We start from the raw sequence: 20,758 nt of genomic DNA on the forward strand, positions 1-20,758 counted from the left end.
GACGATAGTTGTTTTTAAGCACAAATAACTGGCCATCTTCTTATAATAAAATTATCAGCAATTGGCCATTAATCATTGTTTATTAAATAGATAAAGCATCAACCATCTACCTGCAATTAAATATTAAGTAGCTATTGATGCTGATATTTTTTTGAGAAGATAAACAGCCTTTCATTGACCTGTCATAAAAATATTAAACCACCCTTGGTGAGGATATTTTTCGGGAGATGATCAACGCTGACCATCTGATTTTTTTACGATTAAGCACCACATATGTCCGTACATATTTTAGGTATCCGGCATCACGGGCCTGGTTCTGCCAGGAATGTAAAAGCTTTCCTTGAGGAGCTGCAGCCGGATATTGTGCTGATAGAGGGCCCTCCGGAAGCAGATGCATTGCTGCAATGGGCAGGTCATGAAGACTTGCAACCACCGGTAGCGATTCTTGCCTATCAACCTGATCATCCGCAGAAAGCCTGCTTCTATCCGTTTGCAGACTTCTCCCCGGAATGGCAGGCCATGTTATACGCCAAACAGCACCGTATACATGCCCGTTTCATGGACCTTCCCCTGGCACATGTATTCGGAATGGAAAATGAAGACGTAGCTAAGGCGGTAACGGAAACCGCAGATAATCATACTGCTAATGCGGTGAAACGGCTACACAATAACCAGAACATGGGAGAAGCCCCTGCATTACTTCCCGCGCGGGATCCGATATCCCACCTGGCTGCCGCGGCTGGTTATGAGGACGGTGAACGATGGTGGGAGCATATGTTTGAATACCGCATGGCACAAACAGCCGTTTTTGAGGCGGTTAATGATGCCATGACAGCCCTGCGCGAAGAACTTCCCCGGAAAGAAGACCGGAAGGAACAACTCCGCGAGGCGTGGATGCGCAAATGTATCCGGCAGGCGGAAAAAGAAATGTTTCAGCGCATTGCCGTGATCTGTGGCGCCTGGCATGGGCCCGCGCTGCAAAACATGCCAAAACAAAAAGACGATAACGACCTGTTGAAGGGACTTCCCAAAGCAAAAGTGGAATGCACCTGGATCCCGTGGACGTATAGCCGTTTAAGTTATGAGAGCGGTTATGGCGCCGGTATTCCTTCCCCCGGATGGTACGAACATATCTGGGAACATCCCACAGATGACGGTACCCGATGGATGGCGGGAGTAGCCAAACTATTCAGGGAGCAGCAACAGGATACGTCCGTGGCGCACGTAATGGAAGCAGTGCGGCTCGCAAATGCCCTGGCATCATTGCGGCATTTCGCCAGGCCCGGTTTGGAAGAGCTGAATGAGGCTACCCTGGCCGTGTTATGTAACGGAGAAAGTATCCTTATGCAACTGATCCGGGACGAACTCATTGTACGCAACCGCATCGGGAAAGTCCCCCTGGAAGTGCCTACTCCACCCCTGCAGGCGGATATTGCCAAATGGCAAAAGAAGCTGCGGTTACCGCAGACCGCGGACTTCAAGGACTACATCCTGGACTTACGTAAGGACACCGACCTGGAAAGAAGCATTTTCCTCCACCGGCTGCAACTGCTGGACATCCACTGGGGTAAACGCAGCGACATCTCCGGGAAAGGTACTTTCAAAGAACAATGGCGCCTGCAATGGGATCCGGCGTTTTCTATTGACATCATCGAAAAAGGCAGTTGGGGCAATACGGTAGCTGAAGCAGCTACCCGCTATATCACCAATAGCGCGGAAAGCACCGCCACCCTCCAACAGGTATGCAAAATGCTGGCATCCGCGATTCCGGCAGAACTGCCGGCGGTAGTGGAAGTGTTGATTCACCGGATCAATAACCTGGCGGCGGCCTCCGGTGATGTGTTGCAATTGATGGAGGTCATTCCTTCGCTGGTAAATATCAGCCGCTATGGCAACGTCCGGAAAACAGATGCCGCGCTGGTGAATGGCATCACCGAAAGCATGATTGGCCGCATCTGTATTAGCCTGCCTGCTGCCTGCACAGCAGTAGCGGAAGATGCCGCACTCGCCCTGCTGGACCTCTTCTATGCCATGAATGACGCGATTAGCTTACTGCAACAAGCACCACTGACCAGCGCCTGGCAGGAAACACTGCAGGCTATTTCCAGAAATGAGCAGTCGGCCCCCATGATTGCCGGCTACGCTACGCGGCTGCTGTTCGACGCCAAAATCCTGGAAGGAGATACACTCAGCAAGGCGTTCAGTGTATCCATGTCCGTAGCCAACCCACCTGCGCTGGCTGCCGCCTGGCTGGAAGGATTTCTACGGGGCAGCGGAACCTTGCTGCTACTGGATGATAGCCTATGGGGAATGGTGCACCATTGGGTTTCTCAGCTGGAAAATGATATTTTCATACAGGTATTGCCGTTATTACGCCGCACCTTTTCTAACTTTACCGCCCCGGAAAGGAAAAAACTGGGTGACAAAGTAAAGAATGGAGGCAGCAGTAATAGCATAAAAACCACTACCAGCGGGGGGCTCGACGAAGAGCGTGCCGCCAGAGGCATTCCGGTAGTGATGCAGTTACTCGGATTGGATGATTCAAAATTGTTAGCAGATGGAGCATGAAGAACAGATTCGCAGGTGGCGGCTGGTGCTGGGAGGATCCCAGAATGATGGTACCGGCTTTTCGTTAAATAAAACGGACCTGCAGGTAGACAAAACACTGGAAGCCTTATATGACAGCACCCGACAGGGCGGCTTAGGTCCCTCGTCGCCCAATGTGAGCCGGTGGCTGGGCGACATCCGTAACTACTTCCCCTCCTCTGTAGTACAGGTCATGCAACAGGATGCGCTGAAACGCCTCAATCTTACCCAGATGCTCTTCGAAAAAGAGATGCTGGAAAATGTAGAAGCAGATGTACACCTGGTAGCTACCCTGATGACGTTGAGCCGCGTTATCCCGGAAAAGACCAAAGACACTGCCCGGCAGGTAGTCCGGAAAGTGGTAGACGAACTGCTGAAGAAGTTGTCGCAGCCCACACAACAGGCTATTAGTGGCAGCTTAAACCGCAGCGCACGCAACAGGCGCCCTCGTCATCACGAAATCAACTGGCACCTGACCATCCGGAAAAATCTGCAACACTACCAGCCCGCCTATCAAACCATTATCCCTGAAACACTGATTGGATATGGTCGTAAACGGTCGGCACTCAAAGAAGTAGTGCTATGCCTGGACCAGAGTGGTTCGATGGGCACCTCTGTCGTTTATTCTGGTATCTTCGGAGCGGTCATGGCATCTATTCCTGCCCTGAAAACACAAATGGTTGTTTTTGATACCGCCGTTGCCGATCTTACGGAAGAATTACAAGACCCGGTAGAATTACTGTTTGGCGTTCAGCTGGGCGGTGGCACTGATATCAACGCTGCATTAAAATATTGCGGCCAAATTATCAGCCGGCCCACCGACACCGTATTGGTACTGGTCACCGATCTCTTTGAAGGCGGCGACGAAAAAAACATGCGCAAACGCTTTACCGACCTGGCGGCAGCAGGGGTGCAGGTAATCGTATTACTGGCACTAAACGATGATGGCGCTCCCAGCTACGATCACGACAATGCACAGTTCCTCGCGAACCTGGGCATACCGGTATTTGCCTGCTCTCCGGATAAATTCCCGGATATGATGGCCATGGCATTAAGTAAACAAGATGTTGCCCAATGGGCCGCAAAAGAAGATATTGTGCTGAAAAAATAATGAATCTATTTATACCTTATGCCGTACAACAAGGAAGACATACTACCGCTGCTTGAAAAACTGAACTTGACTATCTATGAAAACAATGAACCTATTAGAACCGGGGTAGCATTCCTTACTGGGCAAACTTTACAACCTCCCCTGTTTAACAACCCGGAGGAGGCACGCACCCTCGGCGTATTTATCCAGTTACTGCAGGTACCGGAACATTGGAACGACAATGACCGCCTGGTATTGCAGCTCATTTCCCCGCCAGACACCTGGAAAGTGAGCCAATCACTTTTCTTATCCCGCATCGTCCCCATGATGGACCTGCCGGGAACTTCTTCATCCATTGTACTGCGATTCAGCTATTTTACCAGCTTCCTGCAACAAAGAGGCTGTACACCACAGGAAATAGGCTCTCAACTGATCAGCTATTCCGGCGATGGTAATAACTTCGACCTCGCGCCACTGAAGTTTACACCCCTGCGTAAATTTCTGCAGGACCTGATCAAAAGCGCCGAACGATATGTTATAGACGACTATCTCACTACCTGGAAACCCAAAAATTGGAATTCCCTCTTCTATCGCCTGCTGGCCAAAGGCCACCCGGAACGGGAAATGGAATACCTCGAAAGCATGCTGCTGCGCGCGGGCAATCTCCCCGACCAGCATGAATTATCAAAAGCATTACTGCAAAATAACCTGGCCAAATATGAGCCCCTTGTAGAAAGAGCTGCCGAAGAAGCCTGGTTGCGACCGGATCTTGCTGCTGCATTGCATAGCTATCAACTGCTGGCGCATCATCTGCCGGAAAGATTTGAGCAAAGACTCATCAGCGTGGCCTACGACTACCTCGACATGCCCACCACCGGCATTGAAGACCGCGCCTTAACCGGCTCACTGGTAACAGGTTTGTGGATACCAGACGTAACACCATCCGGCATACTCGCTATCCGCACGTTATTGCAAAAAGACCGGGCCAGGCTACTACCCTACCTGGATAACTATCTTGCAGAAAAACGTTACCTGCACCCGGATACTTTCCAGTTGCTGGTAGATGAACTCGATGAAGCCGCCGCTCCACTCCTGTTGAGTGCCCTGGAAAACGACTATGATGCGCGGGTAGTATTACCAGCACTTACACAGTTACCAGTGGCCTTGTATATAGAACAGCTATGGCCGTTTGTATACCATAAATTAAAATCTGTTCGTTCACTCGTTGCCGTTGTACTGGCGCAGCATCCGCTGGCCATGGAGCGGGCATCAGAACTCCTGCAAAGTACCAAAGCAGATCAACGTCTCACAGGTGTTCAAATCCTTGTCCGGCTTAACCATCCGCAAGCCATCATCTTATTGCAACAGATACTGCAGAAAGAAGTAAACGACGATGCACGTGACCTGATGCTGGAAACACTGAACGACCACACCATTACCGGTGAAGATGATCTTGCCGTAGTGACACAACTGGTAGCCCATGCGAAGAAGCGGGGTAAGCTGTCCAGGCCGGTAGAAAAATGGCTGGACGACAGTAACATGCCACCTCTCTACCTGTTGAGCGGCGAAGTGGCCTCCCTGGAGATGGTGCGCTTCCTCTTTTACCGGATGAGCCGTACTACCGAAATCGTAGCAGATATGGAAGCCAAACCATTCCTGCGTTTGGTAGACCGCACCCGCAGCGGCGATTTCGCTAACCACCTGTTCCGGTTCTACATCGACCGGGGCGGTGATGCCAAATACAAATACCTGATGACGCTGGCCGCATTGGTAGGTGATGACGCCCTGGCAGCTAACCTGCGTGTATCGCTGCAATTCTGGATTGATACGAAACGACTCAAAATGGCAGAACATGGCGTGGCCGCACTGGCCCTCCATGGTAGTAACCAGGCATTACGCATGGTAGAATACCTGTCGCGCAGATACCGCAGCCGCAAACCAAATGTAGGCGCCGCGGCACTGGCAGCCCTGCAACAAACCGCTGCTGCAAGAGGTATGAGTCTGCATGATTTAGGCGACCACATCGTTCCTGATTTTGGCTTCGATGGATTGTATAAATCCTTTGAAGTGAAGAAAGATATCTACCGGGCGTACCTGGACCTTAATTTCAAACCGGCTTATCTCAACCATAACAATCGCCAGCTGAAAGCTATACCAGCCGCCACACCCCAGGAAATAAGAGAATCATTCAAAGCATTGACAAAAGCAGTGGCCGAAACGGTGAAGTCGCAGACTTCCCGCATGGAACATTTCCTGGTAACTCAACGGAAATGGCGCACGACGCAATGGCAGCAATTCTTCGGACAACATCCGGTGATGTCTGTATATGCCAGCCGGTTGGCCTGGGGACTTTTTGATGAAGAAGATCAACTGATCACGACCTTCTACCGTGGCGAAGATGGCCGCCTGCTCACGCTGGCAGATACTGCTATCACCTTGCCGGAAAATGCTGCGGTACGGATACTTCACCCGATTTACCTGGACGCGGCTACCTTACAACAGTGGAAACAAAAATTTACTGCGCTGAATATTACACCGGTCTTTCCTCAATTGGAAAGACCGGTAGCCGCGCTTTCGCCACAGCAGGCTTATAGCACACTGGTACACGACTTCGAGGATATTTCCCTGGAAAGCAATATCCTGAATCAATATATGGAGAAGAAAGGCTGGCAGTTGAGCGAAGGCAGTGATGGCAAATTTGTATATGCCTATCATAAAATTGACGACGAGCATCAACTGGAAGTAATTGTGGAAATGAGCTGTGTGTATAATGAAGACAGCTTCCGGTATAAACTAGGTAAGTTGTATTTCATAGATAAAACGAAAACGCAGCAGCGCTGGTTCCGCAGCACCGACAAAGAAGCGATCGACTGCCTGTTGCCGTTGAAGAACGTGCCGCCAGTGTTTTATTCGGAAGCGATTACGGACATCTCAGTCTCCCGCGATCAGACTGCGTTGGTGTAACTGGTTTTAAATCACGGAATTTTATTTGTATTTTTCACTTTCACCAGTGAACATGAACAATTAAAATCCGACGCATGTCAAAACTACGCAACACCCTGGCGGGGGCCTTTATGCTGCTATTATCAGCCGGTACCCTGCCCGTTCAGGCTATTCATATTATTCCGCAACCAGCGGAAGTAAAAACGTTATCCGGTACATTTACGTTGTCCGGCGCCACTGCTATCATTCCTGGTAAGAGCGCCGGCGAAGCGAATCAACTGCAACAAGCCCTGCAGGAAACATATGGTCTGTCCCTCTCCCTGAAACCCGCAGCAAAAGCGGACTTTATCCATTTATCCTTAAACGAAAAATTAAAGCAGGACCTTGGTACCGAAGGTTACCAACTGCTGGTACTACCTGCTGGTATTACCATTACGGCCGCTACCAATACGGGGATCTTTTATGGTATCCAATCGCTGCGTCAATTAATTGTTGCTAACGGAAATACCTATACGGTAGATGCCGTATCTGTGAAAGATAAACCCCGCTTTGGCTGGAGAGCCTTTATGCTGGATGAAGGCCGCTACTTTAAAGGCGGCGAAACCGTGAAACACCTGCTGGATGAAATGGCATTACTGAAAATGAATGTATTTCACTGGCACCTTACGGACGACCAGGGTTGGCGTATAGAAATCAAAAAATACCCGCTGCTCACCACCGTGGGAGGCAGAAGAGATTCCACACAGATAGGCACCTGGGGCAGCAAAAATTTTGATGGAAAAGTACACCAGGGCTTTTATACCCAGGAACAAATCAAAGACATTATTAAATATGCAGCTGACAGGCACATTACCATTGTACCGGAAATAGAAATGCCGGGGCATTCCAGCGCCGCTATTGCCGCCTATCCGTGGCTAGGTACAAAGAGCGAACCTATTAAAGTACCGGGCACCTTTGGTGTACATTATGATGTTTTTAATGTTAGTAATCCTAAAGTAATTACCTTTTTACAGGATGTATTGGATGAAGTAATCACTTTGTTCCCCTCTAAAGTGATTCATATTGGCGGAGATGAAGTAAAATACAATCAATGGAAAGAAGATGCCGGTGTACAGGCTTACATGGCCGAACATAAACTGGCTTCTCCGGCCGATTTACAGATCTTCTTCACTAACAACATTTCAGTTTACCTGTCTAAGAAAGGCCGCCGCATGACCGGCTGGAACGAAATCATGGGGAGCAAATTGCATGAATTTACAGATAGCAAAGATGTAGCGGCCAAGGAAAAACTGGCGCCCGGCACCATTGTTCAATTCTGGAAGGGAGAGCTCAACCTGATCACCGATGCGGTATCCAAAGGATATGATGTGGTCAACTCCTATCATGCTGCCACCTACCTGGATTACAGTTATAACGATATCTCCCTGGAAAAAGCCTACAGCTTCGATCCTATTCCGGCCGGACTGGATCCAAAATATTACTCAAAAATACTGGGTAGCGGTTGCCAGATGTGGGGAGAATGGATCCCGGACAACAAAGCGATGAATCACCAGGTATTTCCAAGACTGGCGGCCTATGCAGAAGATGGCTGGACCCTGTCGGCAAACAAAAACTTCCAACAGTTCCAGGAGGCATTGCAGTTTTTCTATGCCCGCTGGGATAAAGAAGGCATCGGTTATAATAAATAAGTTTTTATAAAACGGGAAGCGACGGACGAAAGCAATCACTGCTTTTGCCCGTCGCTTCCGCTATTTAGCAGGATAGCGCCGCTTATTTCACCGGTAATAACTTTAGCGTATCATGTTCCTGTTTCAGACCATACAGGATAATTCCCTGTGTATTGGCTGTCAGCGCATCTGAAGCACCTTCCCGATAAGCTGGATACGTGCGGACGAGATTTTTTCCTTTAATATAAAAACTATCCTGCCCGCGATAAGCCGCCTGCTCCATCGTGTCCACCGCTGAAACATCAATACGGATAACAGGATGCTGCAGCTCAAAGCCATACAGTTTGCCATAACGCCCGGTTCCTTCAGACAACATAGTGCAATAAACTTCCGGGCGGCCGTTTCCATTCAAATCGGCAATCAGCACATTTCTCAGTTCTCCTTTTACATCTTTTTCAACGATACTGTCAGCTACAGTGGTATCTTTTTTTGAACCAATGGCCAGGAACAGATCGCGCATATAGCCATTGCCTTTAGTGATTACGGCAATACGGTAATCACCGAAGCTGGTATCCCGTTTTTCTGATTTACTTTCCAGCGTATTAGGAGTAACCGGGTGCTTATTGGCTGAATCATGTGCCGCCTGCTCCTCCTTATTCTGCATAGGGCTGTTGCAGGCGAAAAGTGCCACTACTACGAGGCAACCGGCCAAACTAAGTTTATCGTACCACATAGCTGTTATTTTTTCTAAAGATACCGGAGAAAATCATGCCTCAATACCTTTTGTGCTTATGCGCTTTGGTGTCTTTGTTGTTATGTGTTGTATCTTTTCCTTTGAAATCCTGCTCTTCATTCTTCCTGCTGTCGAGGTTATCCCTGATTTCGGGACGGGGTAAGTTAGAAAAACGTTGTTGTTTACTCTGCCGGGTATTTTCACTTCTTGTACCTTTCATAAGAAAACATTTTTTGGGTGAATAATATTTACTTCGCCACAAAAGCAGTGCCTTACCTGGTAGGGGCGGTGAACCCGGTTTTGTGTCTCCCGTTCCACTGATTGTCGGGCAATATCCACAATTCCGATATGGAGTTTCGGACCGGCAAAAATGCCACTGAAATATGTTTCAGGCAATTATGACAAATCCAGCCTTATCAGGTTAAAAAAGCATGATATCTGCTTATATCATCACTGAACATAAACCTTTATTGTATGAAAAACCTTCCGGCTACTATTGGTTTCGTGGTAATTCTGGCCCTGTTTGTTTTCTTCAGGGGAAATCCGGATCGGGCTGTGCAGGCTGCTCCAGTAAATGATCGCGCTAACATTGAAATTTTCCAGCAGGATACCTTTCCGCATAAACCGCTGGATACTACCATGAGACATCATCAAAAGGGAAAGAACAAAATGGATACAACGTGGAAGAAGCACCGAAGAGACACGTTGTAGAGCTGAAAGCAAAAAGCTGAAAGCAAAAAGCTATTGTAGTGAATGATTACTGCGAATATAATATACGCTTAGTTCATTCACTACAATAGCTTTTGCTTTCTGCTTTTTGCTTTCAGCTATTTTTCCAGCGTACCAAACAAACCATTTTTATAGTCTGTAATGGCCTGCTCTACTTCTTCTGCGGTATTCATTACAAAATTATCTTTGGCGGCTACCGGCTCATTGATAGGCTCGGCGCAAAGATAGAGGATGCGGGTGTTGTCTGATGCCTTGATATGAATATCTGCGTTTTCATCTTCTTTATCAAAAACAACAAGGTGATATCCACTAACATCAGTGCCGTTTATTGTCAAGCCACCATCCACTACATATAACAAGGTCCAATATCCACGTGTAGCCGTTAGTGTTACCTCCTTCCCTGCTTCGATATTTCCCCAAATGGCGGTTATAGGAGTGAAATTCTTCAACGGTCCTTTTTTGCCTTCATACTCACCACCAATGAGGGTCAGGTGTACGCCTTCCTTTACTGCTACCGGCGGCATTTCAGTGCCTTTTACATATTGATACCAGGGCGCTTCTCCTTTATGGGCAGCGGGTACATTGAACCACAACTGCAGCAGTTCATAGTTGCCTCCTTTCTCCAGGAATCCGGCGGAAGGACCTTCACTGTGCAGGATACCTTTTCCGGCAAACATCCATTGCACATCGCCGGCGGTAACGGTCATGGCATTGCCGGCATTATCGCGGTGATAGCCTTGTCCCTGCAACATAAAAGTAACAGGTGCAAAACCGCGGTGAGGGTGCGGATGCAGGCGGTCTTCCGGCGATCCCGGCGCAAAATACTTTTCCGGCATATGATGCACCACAATGAACGGGCTGGCAAACCGGAACTGCATAGTGGGTAAGGATTGCCGCACTACTTCGGTATCGGTAATATGTTTTTCACGTCCTTCCAGGACGTGGAGTATTTTCTTCTCCATAAAAAATTTATTTTATCGGATCAGTTTGAGTCTCGCTTTCTCTACAGAGCTACGGAACATTTTCAGGATGAGCACTTCGTAATTTTCGATGATGATCACTTCTCCTTCGCGGGGAATAGTTCCGTGGGTATAATTGATTAAACCAGAAAGCGTTTCATAATGTTCACTTTCCGGGAGTGGGTATGGTAGTAATTCATTAATATCGGCCAGGTATTCATGTGCATCCACAATGAAGTTATCGTCCTTCTGTTCTACGATCGGTGCTTCGTGATCATGTTCATCCTGTATATCACCCACCAGTTCTTCCAGGATATCTTCCATGGTAACAATACCTTCGGTGTCGCCAAATTCGTTGGTCACCACGGCCATTTGCAGGCGTTGACCCTGGAAAGTACGGAGCAGGTCTTTGATTTTCATGCTGTCAGGTACATAGAATACTGGCTTCATGATGTCTTTAATGTCCCGCAGTGTTTTCTCGTGTACACCTTTTACCACATCTTTTGTATATACTACGCCTTTCAGTTCATCGAGGGAGCCGCTGAATACAGGGTAGCGGGAATAGCCGTCTTTGATCACCTGGTCAATGAGCTGTTCCAGGGGCAGATTGATATCGAGGGCAGAAATATCTTTGCGGTGTGTCAGGATTTCTTTTACGCGGCTATCGTCAAATTCAAAAACGTTCTGGATCAGCTCCCGTTCAGTTTCTTCAATGGCGCCTCCTTCCTGGCTTTCCGAGATAATCAGTTTCAGTTCTTCTTCGGAGTGAATTTCTGACTCTCCGGCAGGCGTGATACCGATGAGGCGCAGGATACTATTGGCCAGGCCGTTGAGCATCCAGATAAATGGCCGGAAAATAACGAAGAGCACGCGCAGTGGTATAGCTACTGCCAGTGTGGTAGGCAATGGTTTGCGGATGGCCATTGATTTAGGCGCCAGTTCTCCGAAAACGATATGCAAAATGGTGATGATGGTGAAGGCAATGGCTACAGAAACACCTTCTACTACGCCATGGGAAATGTTGTGAATGCCCAGTTGATCCATCCCTTTCAGCACAATGGCAGTCATTACCGACTCTCCTACCCAACCCAGGCCCAGGGAGGCCAGGGTGATCCCCAATTGCGTAGCGGCGAGGTAGCCATCCAGGTTACCTAATACGCTTTTGGCGGCTGCTGTGGCTCTTTTACTAGCCATACCGCCCTTGCTGTTAATTTGAGAGGTACGTACTTTAACAATGGCAAATTCTGCCGCAACAAAGAATCCGTTTAATAGCACTAAAATAATTGTCCAGAAAAGTTGCCAAAGCATGTAGTTCGTAGATTGGTTCGCAACCCCAAATATAGGTAAATCAATTTTTATACGTTGTAGTATTTTTCACACAAAGGCGCGAAGCAGGTAAGCTGCAAAGGAAAATCATCTCTGCAGCTTACCTGCTTCGCGCCTTTGCGTGATCGTAATTCGTAATTTTTCCCACATAGTCTACTTATTTCATAGAGTTTATGTATTTTGTGGTGAATTAAGGCCTGGAATATATAAAAATGGAGAAAGAACTTACTACCCTGGATGCTCCGGTAGCTACTACCACAGCGGAATCAAAGGCAATATCGCCCGTGAATAGCAGCACCAGCGACACCGGTGCGCTAAAAAAGCAGCGCTGGATATTTGGATTGGGAGGGATTTTGTTATTGTCGGTCCTATTAGGCGTATCCTGGTGGCAATCACCGGATTTTCGTACGTATGTGGAGGATGTACCTCCTACTTTTTACTATTTCCTGGTGGCCGGTTTCATTTTTGCCATGATTGACGGCGCCATTGGCATGTCTTATGGCATTACTTCCACTACTTTTTCCTTGTCGATGGGGGTTCCGCCGGCATCCGCCAGTACGGCGGTGCATATTTCAGAAATCCTGAGCTGCGGTATTGCCGGCTGGATGCACCAGCGGATGGGCAATGTAAACAAGAAGCTTTTTAAAATCCTCATATTACCGGGCATTGCGGGCGCTGTAATTGGCGCCTACCTCTTATCTTCCCTGGAACATTATGCGATGTATACCAAGCCGGTAGTATCCTTATATACACTGATCCTGGGTACTATTATCCTGTTGCGGGCGATCCGTGCGCAACGTAAAAAGCATGTCACTAAAAAAATAAAGAAAATTGGCTTACTGGGCTTTGGTGGCGGTTTTATAGACGCTATCGGCGGCGGCGGCTGGGGATCTATTGTATTATCTTCCCTGATTGCCGGCGGCAGACATCCCCGCTTTTCACTGGGCACGGTGAAGGCTACCCGCTTTTTCATCGCTATGTTAAGCTCTCTTACTTTTGTCACCGTACTTTCTCATGTCCACTGGGACGCCGTACTGGGCCTGGTAATAGGCAGTGCCATTGCTTCTCCTATTGCAGCCAGGGTATCCAATAAAATTTCTGCTAAAACAATTATGGTGGCGGTTGCGGTGATTGTAATCCTGGTAAGTATGAAGAGCATTTATAGCTTCCTGGTAAAAATCATATAGTCTTCTGCGTTAGTCGTTGTTTACTACCTGGTTTACCTTCAGGGTAATAGGCTTATTGATTTCATACTGCACCAGCGCTTTGATCGTTACTGCATCCTTATCACTGAAGGGTTTACGGGGGAGGTAGCGGGGATCAATATCTACCTGGATTTCTGCGGTTTTGTCTTCAAACAGGTAATTGTTATCACGTAACTTTTTGGTCACATAGCCGGTCACCCGTACCGCGGTGCTGTCGTTATGCAGTTGCCTGGCATTGCGCATCACCTCCCCTATGGTGTAGGTGCGATCCTGGACGAAAAAGGGCAGCAACAAACAGAGCAGCAAGCTTTTCATGATTAACAGGTGGTTTTGCTAAGAGCATAAACAATAATCATGTCTGATTGTTCACGAATCGGGTACATTTGGCTAACTTGTATCATATAAATTTCATTCATGGGATTTCTTAAAAATTACAGCAGTATGTTTTGGCTGCTGGGTGGTATTATCGCCGGCAGCATCGCGGGGCTGATTTTCAGGGAAAAGGTAGTGATTATTAAGCCAATCGGCGACATTTTTCTGAACCTTCTGTTTACGGTCATTATACCGCTGGTATTTTTCAGTATCTCCAATGCCATGGCACATATAGAGGCCGGGCACAAACTGGGGAGAATATTAGGCACCATGTCATTGGTGTTCCTCAGTACTATCCTGATATCTGCATTTCTGACCATTGTAGCTGTATGGATTTTCCCGATTCATCAATCCGCGGTATTATCCAAAACCCTGCACCTGGAGCAACCGGGCAACTGGGGCGATCAATTGAGCCGCTTAGTAACGGTGAATGAATTTTATGAGCTGCTATCCCGCAAAAATATGTTGCCTTTCATTATTTTTTCAGGGCTCGTAGGGTTTGCCTCCATGCGCGTAGGCGAGGCTGGTAAAGCTTTCCGGCACTTTTTACATTCCGGTAATGAAGTCATGAAAGAAGTACTGGGAGTGATTATGAAAATCGGGCCGGTAGGATTGGGCGCTTATTTCGCTTACCAGGTGGGCACAGTAGGGCCGCAACTGTTTGGCACCTACGCGCAATCGCTGGGCATTTATTATGGCTTCGGCATTGTGTATTTCATTTTCGGTTTTACTTTTTATGCGTTTGTAGCCGGGGGACTTCCCGGCATTAAAATCTTCTGGAAAAATAATATCATTCCTACGCTCACCGCCGTGGGTACGGGTAGCAGCATTGCTACGATCCCCGCTAATCTCGAAGCGGTGAGCAAAATGGGAGTACCTGCCGATATAGGTAATGTGGTGGTACCGCTGGGCGCCACCCTTCATAAAGATGGCTCCAGCATTTCTTCTATTATAAAAATGGCGGTAGTATTCAGTATGTTTGGCAGAAGCTTCGACAGTGTCACCGTGATTGCCATGGCTATGGGCGTTACCGTTATTGCCAGCATTGTGGAAGGTGGTATTCCCAATGGCGGCTACATCGGCGAGCTGCTGGTGATGAGTATCTACGGCTTTCCCGTGGAAGCATTACCACCGCTGATGATCATTGGCACGCTGGTAGATCCGCTGGCTACTATCCTGAATGCTACGGGCGATAATGTTGCGGCCATGCTTACAACACGGTTTCTGCGTGGACGGGCGCCGGCAGCTTCGTAAAGGCCTGCTCCAGGTCGGCCAGCAAGTCGGCGGTTTCTTCGAGACCTACAGAGAGACGGATCAGGCTATCGCTCACACCCGCTGCCCTTCTCTTTTCATCAGGAATCGATTTATGGGTCATCGCTGCCGGATGACATAACAAACTCTTGATGCCTCCCAGGCTCTCTGCCAGTTTGAAATACCGGGTAGATGTAACAAAAGCAGTGGCAGCTTCAATGGTATCATTTTTCAGCGTAAAAGAAATGATGCCACCAAATCCTTTGCTCTGGCGCTTCGCCAGCTCATGTCCTTTATGGGAAGGTAAACCGGGATAATATACTTTATCTACTGCCGGATGGCTTTCCAGGTATTCGGCCAGTGCCTGAGCATTGATGCCGTGTTGTTTAATGCGCAGGTGCAGCGTTTCAATACCGCGTATCAGCAGGAAGCTGTCGAACGGCCCTAAGATAGCACCAGTGGCATTTTGATAGAATTTAATTTCTTCTGCCAGCGGTATTGTTTTAGCAACTACTACGCCGGCAATGAGGTCACTATGGCCGCCGAGATATTTGGTAGCGCTGTGTACTACCAGGTCTGCGCCCAGCTCCAATGGCTTTTGCAGGATCGGAGAAGCAAAAGTATTATCCACGCAGAACAAACAATTATGGGCTTTGGCAATGCGGCCAATGGCAGCAATATCAGAGATCTTCAGTGTTGGATTGGTAGGCGTTTCCAGCCATATCAGGCGGGTAGCCGGTGTAATGGCATTGAACACGGCCTGGGTATCCGATGTATCTACATAGGTTACGCGGATACCAAACTTTTCATATACTTTATGAAAGAGACGGAAAGCGCCGCCATAGATATCATCTACCGCTACAATTTCGTCGCCGGATTTCAGTAATTTGATCACCGCATCAATAGCTGCGAGGCCGCTGCCAAAAAGGGATGCAGCCGCTCCTCCTTCCAGTTGTGCAATAATTTTTTCCGCGGTTTCACGGGTAGGATTATTGGAACGCGCATAGTCGTATCCTTTATTTACGCCCGGTGCATCCTGCACGAAAGTAGAGGTTTGATAAATAGGTACTGCAATAGCGCCGGTACGGGGATCTACGGGAATTGAATGGATTAATTCAGTAATTGTGCTCATCTGTTTTTGATTTTTAGTTTGATGAAAATTGATTAAACAGGTCCGTTAAATGAGCATATCGGGGAAGGTAGGGGCATAAAAAAACTCACCTGTAGCCAGATGAGTTTGATCATTATATTGATATAATAATGTATTGCAAAACTTGTATCTGACTTATCTTTCTCCCCGCCAGAGCGGGGGGATGGATGCAGCACCTTTCTCCCCGCTAACAGCGGGGGATGGTTGCTAAGGTATCGTTGGGCCATGTCCCTCCTCCTTTCTTGATAAGCTATCTAAAGAACTGATGCAAAGATAATACAGAAAAACAAACCACCAAATTTATTTTCCTACTAAATCAGTAGACTTTTGTTTTTTTTATTTTTTTTGAAGACAAATACCTCCGTGGAGCCCTCCTATCAAGGATCTAATGGGTCGAGGGGATTGGCCTGCAGGGAGCTGAGGTCTGGTAAAAATGATAAAAAGTAAAGATCCGCTTGCTGGATATCTGCCGCAGGCATATAACCCAGTTCGGTCATACACCGTTGTTTAAATACCGGGCTGTTTACATATACCAGGTGCATGGCATCGGATACACACAGCATCCGTTTATTTACCGGGATACCGCTTCGCCACGCGAGGCGAACGGCATTGCGTACGTTGGTGGTGGTGTGCCTCGCATAAGGGTCTACCAACACGGCGTTGGCGGGTATTTTCAACTCATTGACCAGGTATTTCTTCATCTCTACGCCTTCTGAGTAGGAAGTACCTACTGGCCGTACATGTCCGCCGGAAACGATAACAAATGGTACCAGGCCTTTCTGGAACAGCTCTGCGCCGGTACGGCAACGGCCTTTCCCGGCATCGCTGAGCATTTCCTTGCCTACGGGGCTGGCGCCGAGTATGAGCATTGCGGAATAGGTATATTTTGTCCAGTCGGTTTTCTTTATTTGCGCATATACGTCACCGTTAGTGACAGACAGGGGCTCGTAGCGGCCGGCTTCATCCCTGTGATTGAGGGTAAGCAGATCCAACGCCAGCGCCAGGGATGGCTGAAAAAACAAATCTGAAGATTTACTTTGCTTCCCTATTTGCGCGATACTGCGTTGCACTGCGGCTTTATAGGAAGGCGCCTGTACGTAAAAACGGGCAGAGTCAATCGCCGGGTAGCGCATTCCCAGGCCTTTCGTATAGGCGTTAATGATATAGTTAACGCCCCCTGCAGCATCCTTCCAGGCAGCGGCCAGCAGCCCGGCATCACTTTCCTGTGCATGCAGTTCAAAAAGCCCGCTGGATCTCATTTCCCGCAGCAAACGGGCAAACGGTGCCGGATGCTGCTGCAACAAACGATTAAAGGCTTCACCAGCCTGTAGAATAACTGCGTCAGAAAATAAAAGTGCAGCGGCACTTTCTTCATTACTCACGGGATGGGTTACACGCTGTTTATAAATAGTGGCCAATGCCTTCAGGGAGCTATCATTGTTCAACAACAAAGGCAAGTCCGGTAATTTTTCCAACAGGGTGAAGAGGTAAAAGTTCCGGTCCTGCAACACGTTTGGACCGGTTATAAATTTATATTGCGGGTCCGGAGTGGCTGATTGGCTGTAAACAAATGACGATAACAGAAGAAACAGCAAACAGGTAAAACAACTTTTCAGATACTGCATCAGGGAAAAAATTATATCACAACATACTACAAAAAATACTAAGGGGATCTGTTCTGCTAAAGTTATCTACCATATCATGAACAGAGGTGTTAATTGCCGTGTATCCCATCTTTCAATAAATAAAAAAATATAATGTATAAATTAACACAATACATATTTAATTCAGAAGTGTACAAATACTTATATCATTGATTTACATTGATTATGCATTAGCTACGCACCATTAAATCATTTATTTTCGTGGGCGGCCCAACGGAACCAAAAGCCAACACCCAATTTTTATATTACAATGTATAAGACCCACGAGAAAAAAACCTTTGTACGCTATACTGTGCTAACGATAATGGTTTTGGTGCTGATGACATTCTTTATGATCATCTTTTTACGAAAACGGGAATCTCAGCAGTTAGGCATTGTTGTGAAAGACCTTGTTGCCACAAAAACAGATGCCGGTCATATAGACCAGGCCATGCAGTTGCTATACGCTGCTGACAACAACTTCCGTATCTATACACTCACCTACGACAAACATTATTTAAATATTTATGCGGGTCAGTTGAAGTTGATCGCCTCTCATCTCGACAGCGCGGTTGATTCCAAACAGGGAGGGCGGCAAATGGAAGCCCTGCTGGCAGATAAAGCCCGGAAATCACAACTGTTCTTACAGACACGGCTATACGTAGACTCGTTGCTGCAGTTGTCGCAGGTATGGGATACAGCGGACAAACCTTTACCGGTGCAGCAGTTAAGCAATATCCAGGTAGCGCAGCCCAGGCGGCAGGCAGACACCGTGATCACCACGGAAACTGCGCAGACCAAAGGCAGGAAGAAGTTGTTTGGCCGCCTGAAAGACGCCATCAGCAACAAGGCTAATATTCAGCAAACAAATAAAGAGGTCCGGATTGTACAGCATGATGTTTCCTCTAATAATAAAGCATTTACAAAAGAACAACTGCAAAAAATACAGGACGCCTATACGAAGTTTATAAAGGAAGCTACCGAAAGCCACAATAACCTGAAGCAGAAAGAATATGCACTGGTTGTAGCCAATGAGCGGTTGTTTACTGAACTGCTGCACCAGATGGCAGCATTGAAGCAACAGATGCTGGATGAAACGGATAAACGGCGCCTGCAACTGGGACAGGATATCGATCATTCCCTGTATAAACTGGATAAACACAATTACTGGGAAATCCCTTTAATCCTGTTAATGGCCGGTATTATTATTTACGGCCTGATTCGTTTATATCGTTATGACCTGGCACTGTTAAGAGCCAAGCAGGATGCGGAAAAATTTGCGCAGCAGAAAAGTGATTTTGCTGCCACCATCAGCCATGAACTGCGTACCCCGGTACAGTCGATCCTTGGCTTTACCTATTTACTGGAACAGGACAAAACACCGGAAACGGTATCGGCTATACGTCACTCCGCCGATATGCTGTTGCAGGTAGTGAATAACGTGCTGGACTACACGCGGATGGAAGCTGCGGAGCCGGTACTGCGGCAGGAGAAATTTGCGCCCCGTACCGCCATCGAGGAAGTGTGCAACTCATTGGCTGTGCAGGCGGAAATGAAATCGCTTTCCCTGATCGTGAATATTTACTTCCCTTCCACCCTGCTGGTCATGGGGGATGCTTTCCGGCTGAAGCAGGTGCTGGTAAACCTGGTGGCGAACGCCATCAAGTTTACGGAACAGGGCAGCGTTACCGTTACTGCGCATGTGCGGGAAGATAACCTGTTGCAGGTCAGCGTAAAAGATACCGGCCCCGGTATTTCCCATAAAGAATTACCTTTGGTATTCGACGCTTTCTCCCAGGGAACTAATCATTATCATAAGGGCAGTGGATTAGGATTACATATTTCCAGGAAAATTATTGATCTTCACAATGGTAAAATCCATGTGGAGAGCCTTCCAGGGAAAGGCACTACTTTTTATTTTGAAATCAGGTACCAGTTGATAACACCCTCTCCTGCTACCAAAAAAATTATTGTCCCCGTGAGCAATACGTCCCCAGGCCCCATTATTCCAGCGGGCATAAGATTGTTAGTGGTAGAAGACAGCATCCTGAACCAGAAGCTACTGGCGCTTATGCTGGACCGCATGCAGGCATCCTACCTGATTGTTTCCTCCGCAGAAGAGGCGCTGGAAGTATACCAGCGGGAATCGTTTGATTTTGTGCTGACCGACATCGACCTACCGGGCATAGATGGCCTGATGCTGACAGCTATGATCCGGGAACTGCCCGATAAAAAGAAGGCTGCGGTCACCATTATTGCCATTACCGGTAATGTATTGGAAGATGATATTGCGCTGTATCTCCGCTCCGGGTTAAATGATTACATCATGAAGCCTTACCGCGAAGAGGACATCCTGGAGAAAATTACACGCCATCATCAAATGGCGTAAATTGCCGCATGACTATCGCCGATCAGATTATTGCATTCAACGGTCACCTGCATTTTCCGGGCAAACTGCCAGCGGGTATCCGTGTCATGAATCCTTTTAAAGAAGGACCTGGTATCATGGATATCATGACCCGGTTTTATAAGAAATTTTATGACGATAAAAAGCCCCGGCAACTCATCCTGGGCATCAATCCCGGCCGGTTAGGCTCCGGATCAACCGGCGTTCCTTTTACAGATACCAAACGAATGCTGGAGAAGTGTGGCATCGAAATCAAGGGGCTAAAAACCCATGAACCTTCCTCTGTATTTGTATATGATGTGATAGATGCCTATGGTGGCGTAAAACCCTTTTATCAGCATTTTTATATCAGCAGTATTTGTCCGCTTGGATTTACCTCCCTGCAACCGGGTGGGAAAGAAGTGAATTATAATTATTACGACAGCGCAGCGCTTACCAAAGCGGCCTACCCTTTCATTGTGAGTAGCTTAAAGGAACAGTTGGAATGGAATATTGACCGGGAAGTTTGTTACTGTATGGGTACGGGGAAAAATGCAGCATTCCTGCAGGCGTTAAATGCGCAGGAAGGTTTCTTCAAAACGATTGTGCCATTGGAGCATCCACGGTTTGTGATGCAGTATAAAAGCAAAACCAAAGACCAGTACGTTGATAAATACCTGTCGGCTTTTGCGGAACATCAATAACCACGCTTTGTGGA

Annotated in this window: 16 protein-coding genes and 1 riboswitch; of the genes, 9 read left to right on the forward strand and 7 right to left on the reverse strand. The window is 47.6% G+C overall.

Translation table 11 applies throughout. The annotated features are described in order from the left end of the window. Positions 1–273 precede the first annotated feature (273 nt). The 4 genes from J7623_RS14800 to J7623_RS14815 all read left to right on the forward strand — a co-directional run bounded on the left by J7623_RS14800 (position 274) and on the right by J7623_RS14815 (position 8,307). The gene (locus tag J7623_RS14800; protein ID WP_291921368.1) at positions 274–2,568 is read left to right on the forward strand and encodes a DUF5682 family protein; all 2,295 of its coding nucleotides are present in this window, start codon (positions 274–276) and stop codon (positions 2,566–2,568) included. Beyond that, positions 2,558–3,697 (forward strand): VWA domain-containing protein, encoded by a 1,140-nt coding sequence (locus tag J7623_RS14805; RefSeq protein WP_291921370.1) that lies wholly within the window; start codon positions 2,558–2,560, stop codon positions 3,695–3,697. The genes J7623_RS14800 and J7623_RS14805 overlap by 11 nt, the downstream gene beginning before the upstream one ends. Before the next feature lie 18 nt (positions 3,698–3,715). Beyond that, on the forward strand, positions 3,716–6,640 hold the full coding sequence (locus J7623_RS14810; RefSeq protein ID WP_291921372.1) for a DUF4132 domain-containing protein: 2,925 nt from the start codon (positions 3,716–3,718) through the stop codon (positions 6,638–6,640). 74 nt (positions 6,641–6,714) lie between these two features. After that, on the forward strand, positions 6,715–8,307 hold the full coding sequence (locus J7623_RS14815) for a beta-N-acetylhexosaminidase (protein ID WP_291921374.1): 1,593 nt from the start codon (positions 6,715–6,717) through the stop codon (positions 8,305–8,307). Between the two features lie 82 nt (positions 8,308–8,389). Here the strand turns inward: J7623_RS14815 and J7623_RS14820 are convergent, their stop codons facing one another. Further along, positions 8,390–9,019 (reverse strand): hypothetical protein, encoded by a 630-nt coding sequence (locus tag J7623_RS14820; protein WP_291921377.1) that lies wholly within the window; start codon positions 9,017–9,019, stop codon positions 8,390–8,392. Positions 9,020–9,059: 40 nt separating this feature from the next. After that, positions 9,060–9,239 (reverse strand): hypothetical protein, encoded by a 180-nt coding sequence (locus tag J7623_RS14825; protein WP_291921380.1) that lies wholly within the window; start codon positions 9,237–9,239, stop codon positions 9,060–9,062. 254 nt (positions 9,240–9,493) lie between these two features. Between J7623_RS14825 and J7623_RS14830 the strand changes: the two genes are divergently transcribed. Continuing rightward, positions 9,494–9,730, forward strand: coding sequence for a hypothetical protein (locus J7623_RS14830; protein WP_291921383.1), 237 nt, complete (start codon positions 9,494–9,496; stop codon positions 9,728–9,730). Between the two features lie 116 nt (positions 9,731–9,846). On the opposite strand, the gene J7623_RS14835 is transcribed toward J7623_RS14830, so the two are convergent. Both J7623_RS14835 and J7623_RS14840 read right to left on the reverse strand, forming a co-directional pair. Continuing rightward, positions 9,847–10,710 carry a pirin family protein gene (locus J7623_RS14835; RefSeq protein WP_291921386.1) on the reverse strand — a complete coding sequence of 288 codons (864 nt, stop codon included), beginning with the start codon at positions 10,708–10,710 and terminating at the stop codon, positions 9,847–9,849. Between the two features lie 12 nt (positions 10,711–10,722). Next, the gene (locus J7623_RS14840; protein WP_291921389.1) at positions 10,723–12,015 is read right to left on the reverse strand and encodes a hemolysin family protein; all 1,293 of its coding nucleotides are present in this window, start codon (positions 12,013–12,015) and stop codon (positions 10,723–10,725) included. A 230-nt stretch (positions 12,016–12,245) separates the two neighbouring features. Between J7623_RS14840 and J7623_RS14845 the strand changes: the two genes are divergently transcribed. Further along, complete coding sequence (locus J7623_RS14845; protein WP_291921393.1) at positions 12,246–13,220, forward strand: sulfite exporter TauE/SafE family protein; 975 nt, start codon at positions 12,246–12,248, stop codon at positions 13,218–13,220. 9 nt (positions 13,221–13,229) lie between these two features. Here the strand turns inward: J7623_RS14845 and J7623_RS14850 are convergent, their stop codons facing one another. Then, positions 13,230–13,553 (reverse strand): NirD/YgiW/YdeI family stress tolerance protein, encoded by a 324-nt coding sequence (locus tag J7623_RS14850; RefSeq protein ID WP_291921396.1) that lies wholly within the window; start codon positions 13,551–13,553, stop codon positions 13,230–13,232. 126 nt (positions 13,554–13,679) lie between these two features. Here J7623_RS14850 and J7623_RS14855 point away from each other — a divergent pair, with 126 nt between their 5' ends. Then, positions 13,680–14,864 carry a dicarboxylate/amino acid:cation symporter gene (locus tag J7623_RS14855; RefSeq protein WP_291921398.1) on the forward strand — a complete coding sequence of 395 codons (1,185 nt, stop codon included), beginning with the start codon at positions 13,680–13,682 and terminating at the stop codon, positions 14,862–14,864. Here the strand turns inward: J7623_RS14855 and J7623_RS14860 are convergent. Further along, entirely contained in the window at positions 14,821–15,993 is a 1,173-nt protein-coding gene (locus J7623_RS14860; RefSeq protein WP_291921401.1) for a PLP-dependent aspartate aminotransferase family protein, read from the reverse strand. The genes J7623_RS14855 and J7623_RS14860 overlap by 44 nt on opposite strands. Positions 15,994–16,143: 150 nt before the next feature. Next, a riboswitch (SAM riboswitch) is annotated at positions 16,144–16,263 on the reverse strand. A gap of 125 nt (positions 16,264–16,388) precedes the next feature. Further along, the gene (locus J7623_RS14865; RefSeq protein WP_291921403.1) at positions 16,389–17,636 is read right to left on the reverse strand and encodes a YdcF family protein; all 1,248 of its coding nucleotides are present in this window, start codon (positions 17,634–17,636) and stop codon (positions 16,389–16,391) included. A 358-nt stretch (positions 17,637–17,994) separates the two neighbouring features. Here J7623_RS14865 and J7623_RS14870 point away from each other — a divergent pair, with 358 nt between their 5' ends. Beyond that, positions 17,995–20,043: an ATP-binding protein gene (locus J7623_RS14870; protein ID WP_291921407.1), complete on the forward strand. Its 2,049-nt coding sequence runs from the start codon at positions 17,995–17,997 to the stop codon at positions 20,041–20,043. Positions 20,044–20,051: 8 nt separating this feature from the next. Next, complete coding sequence (locus J7623_RS14875) at positions 20,052–20,744, forward strand: uracil-DNA glycosylase family protein (protein ID WP_291921409.1); 693 nt, start codon at positions 20,052–20,054, stop codon at positions 20,742–20,744. The last annotated feature ends 14 nt before the right edge of the window (positions 20,745–20,758 follow it).

Origin of the sequence: Chitinophaga sp. (assembly GCF_017745275.1) — a bacterium.
Lineage (GTDB): Bacteria > Bacteroidota > Bacteroidia > Chitinophagales > Chitinophagaceae > Chitinophaga.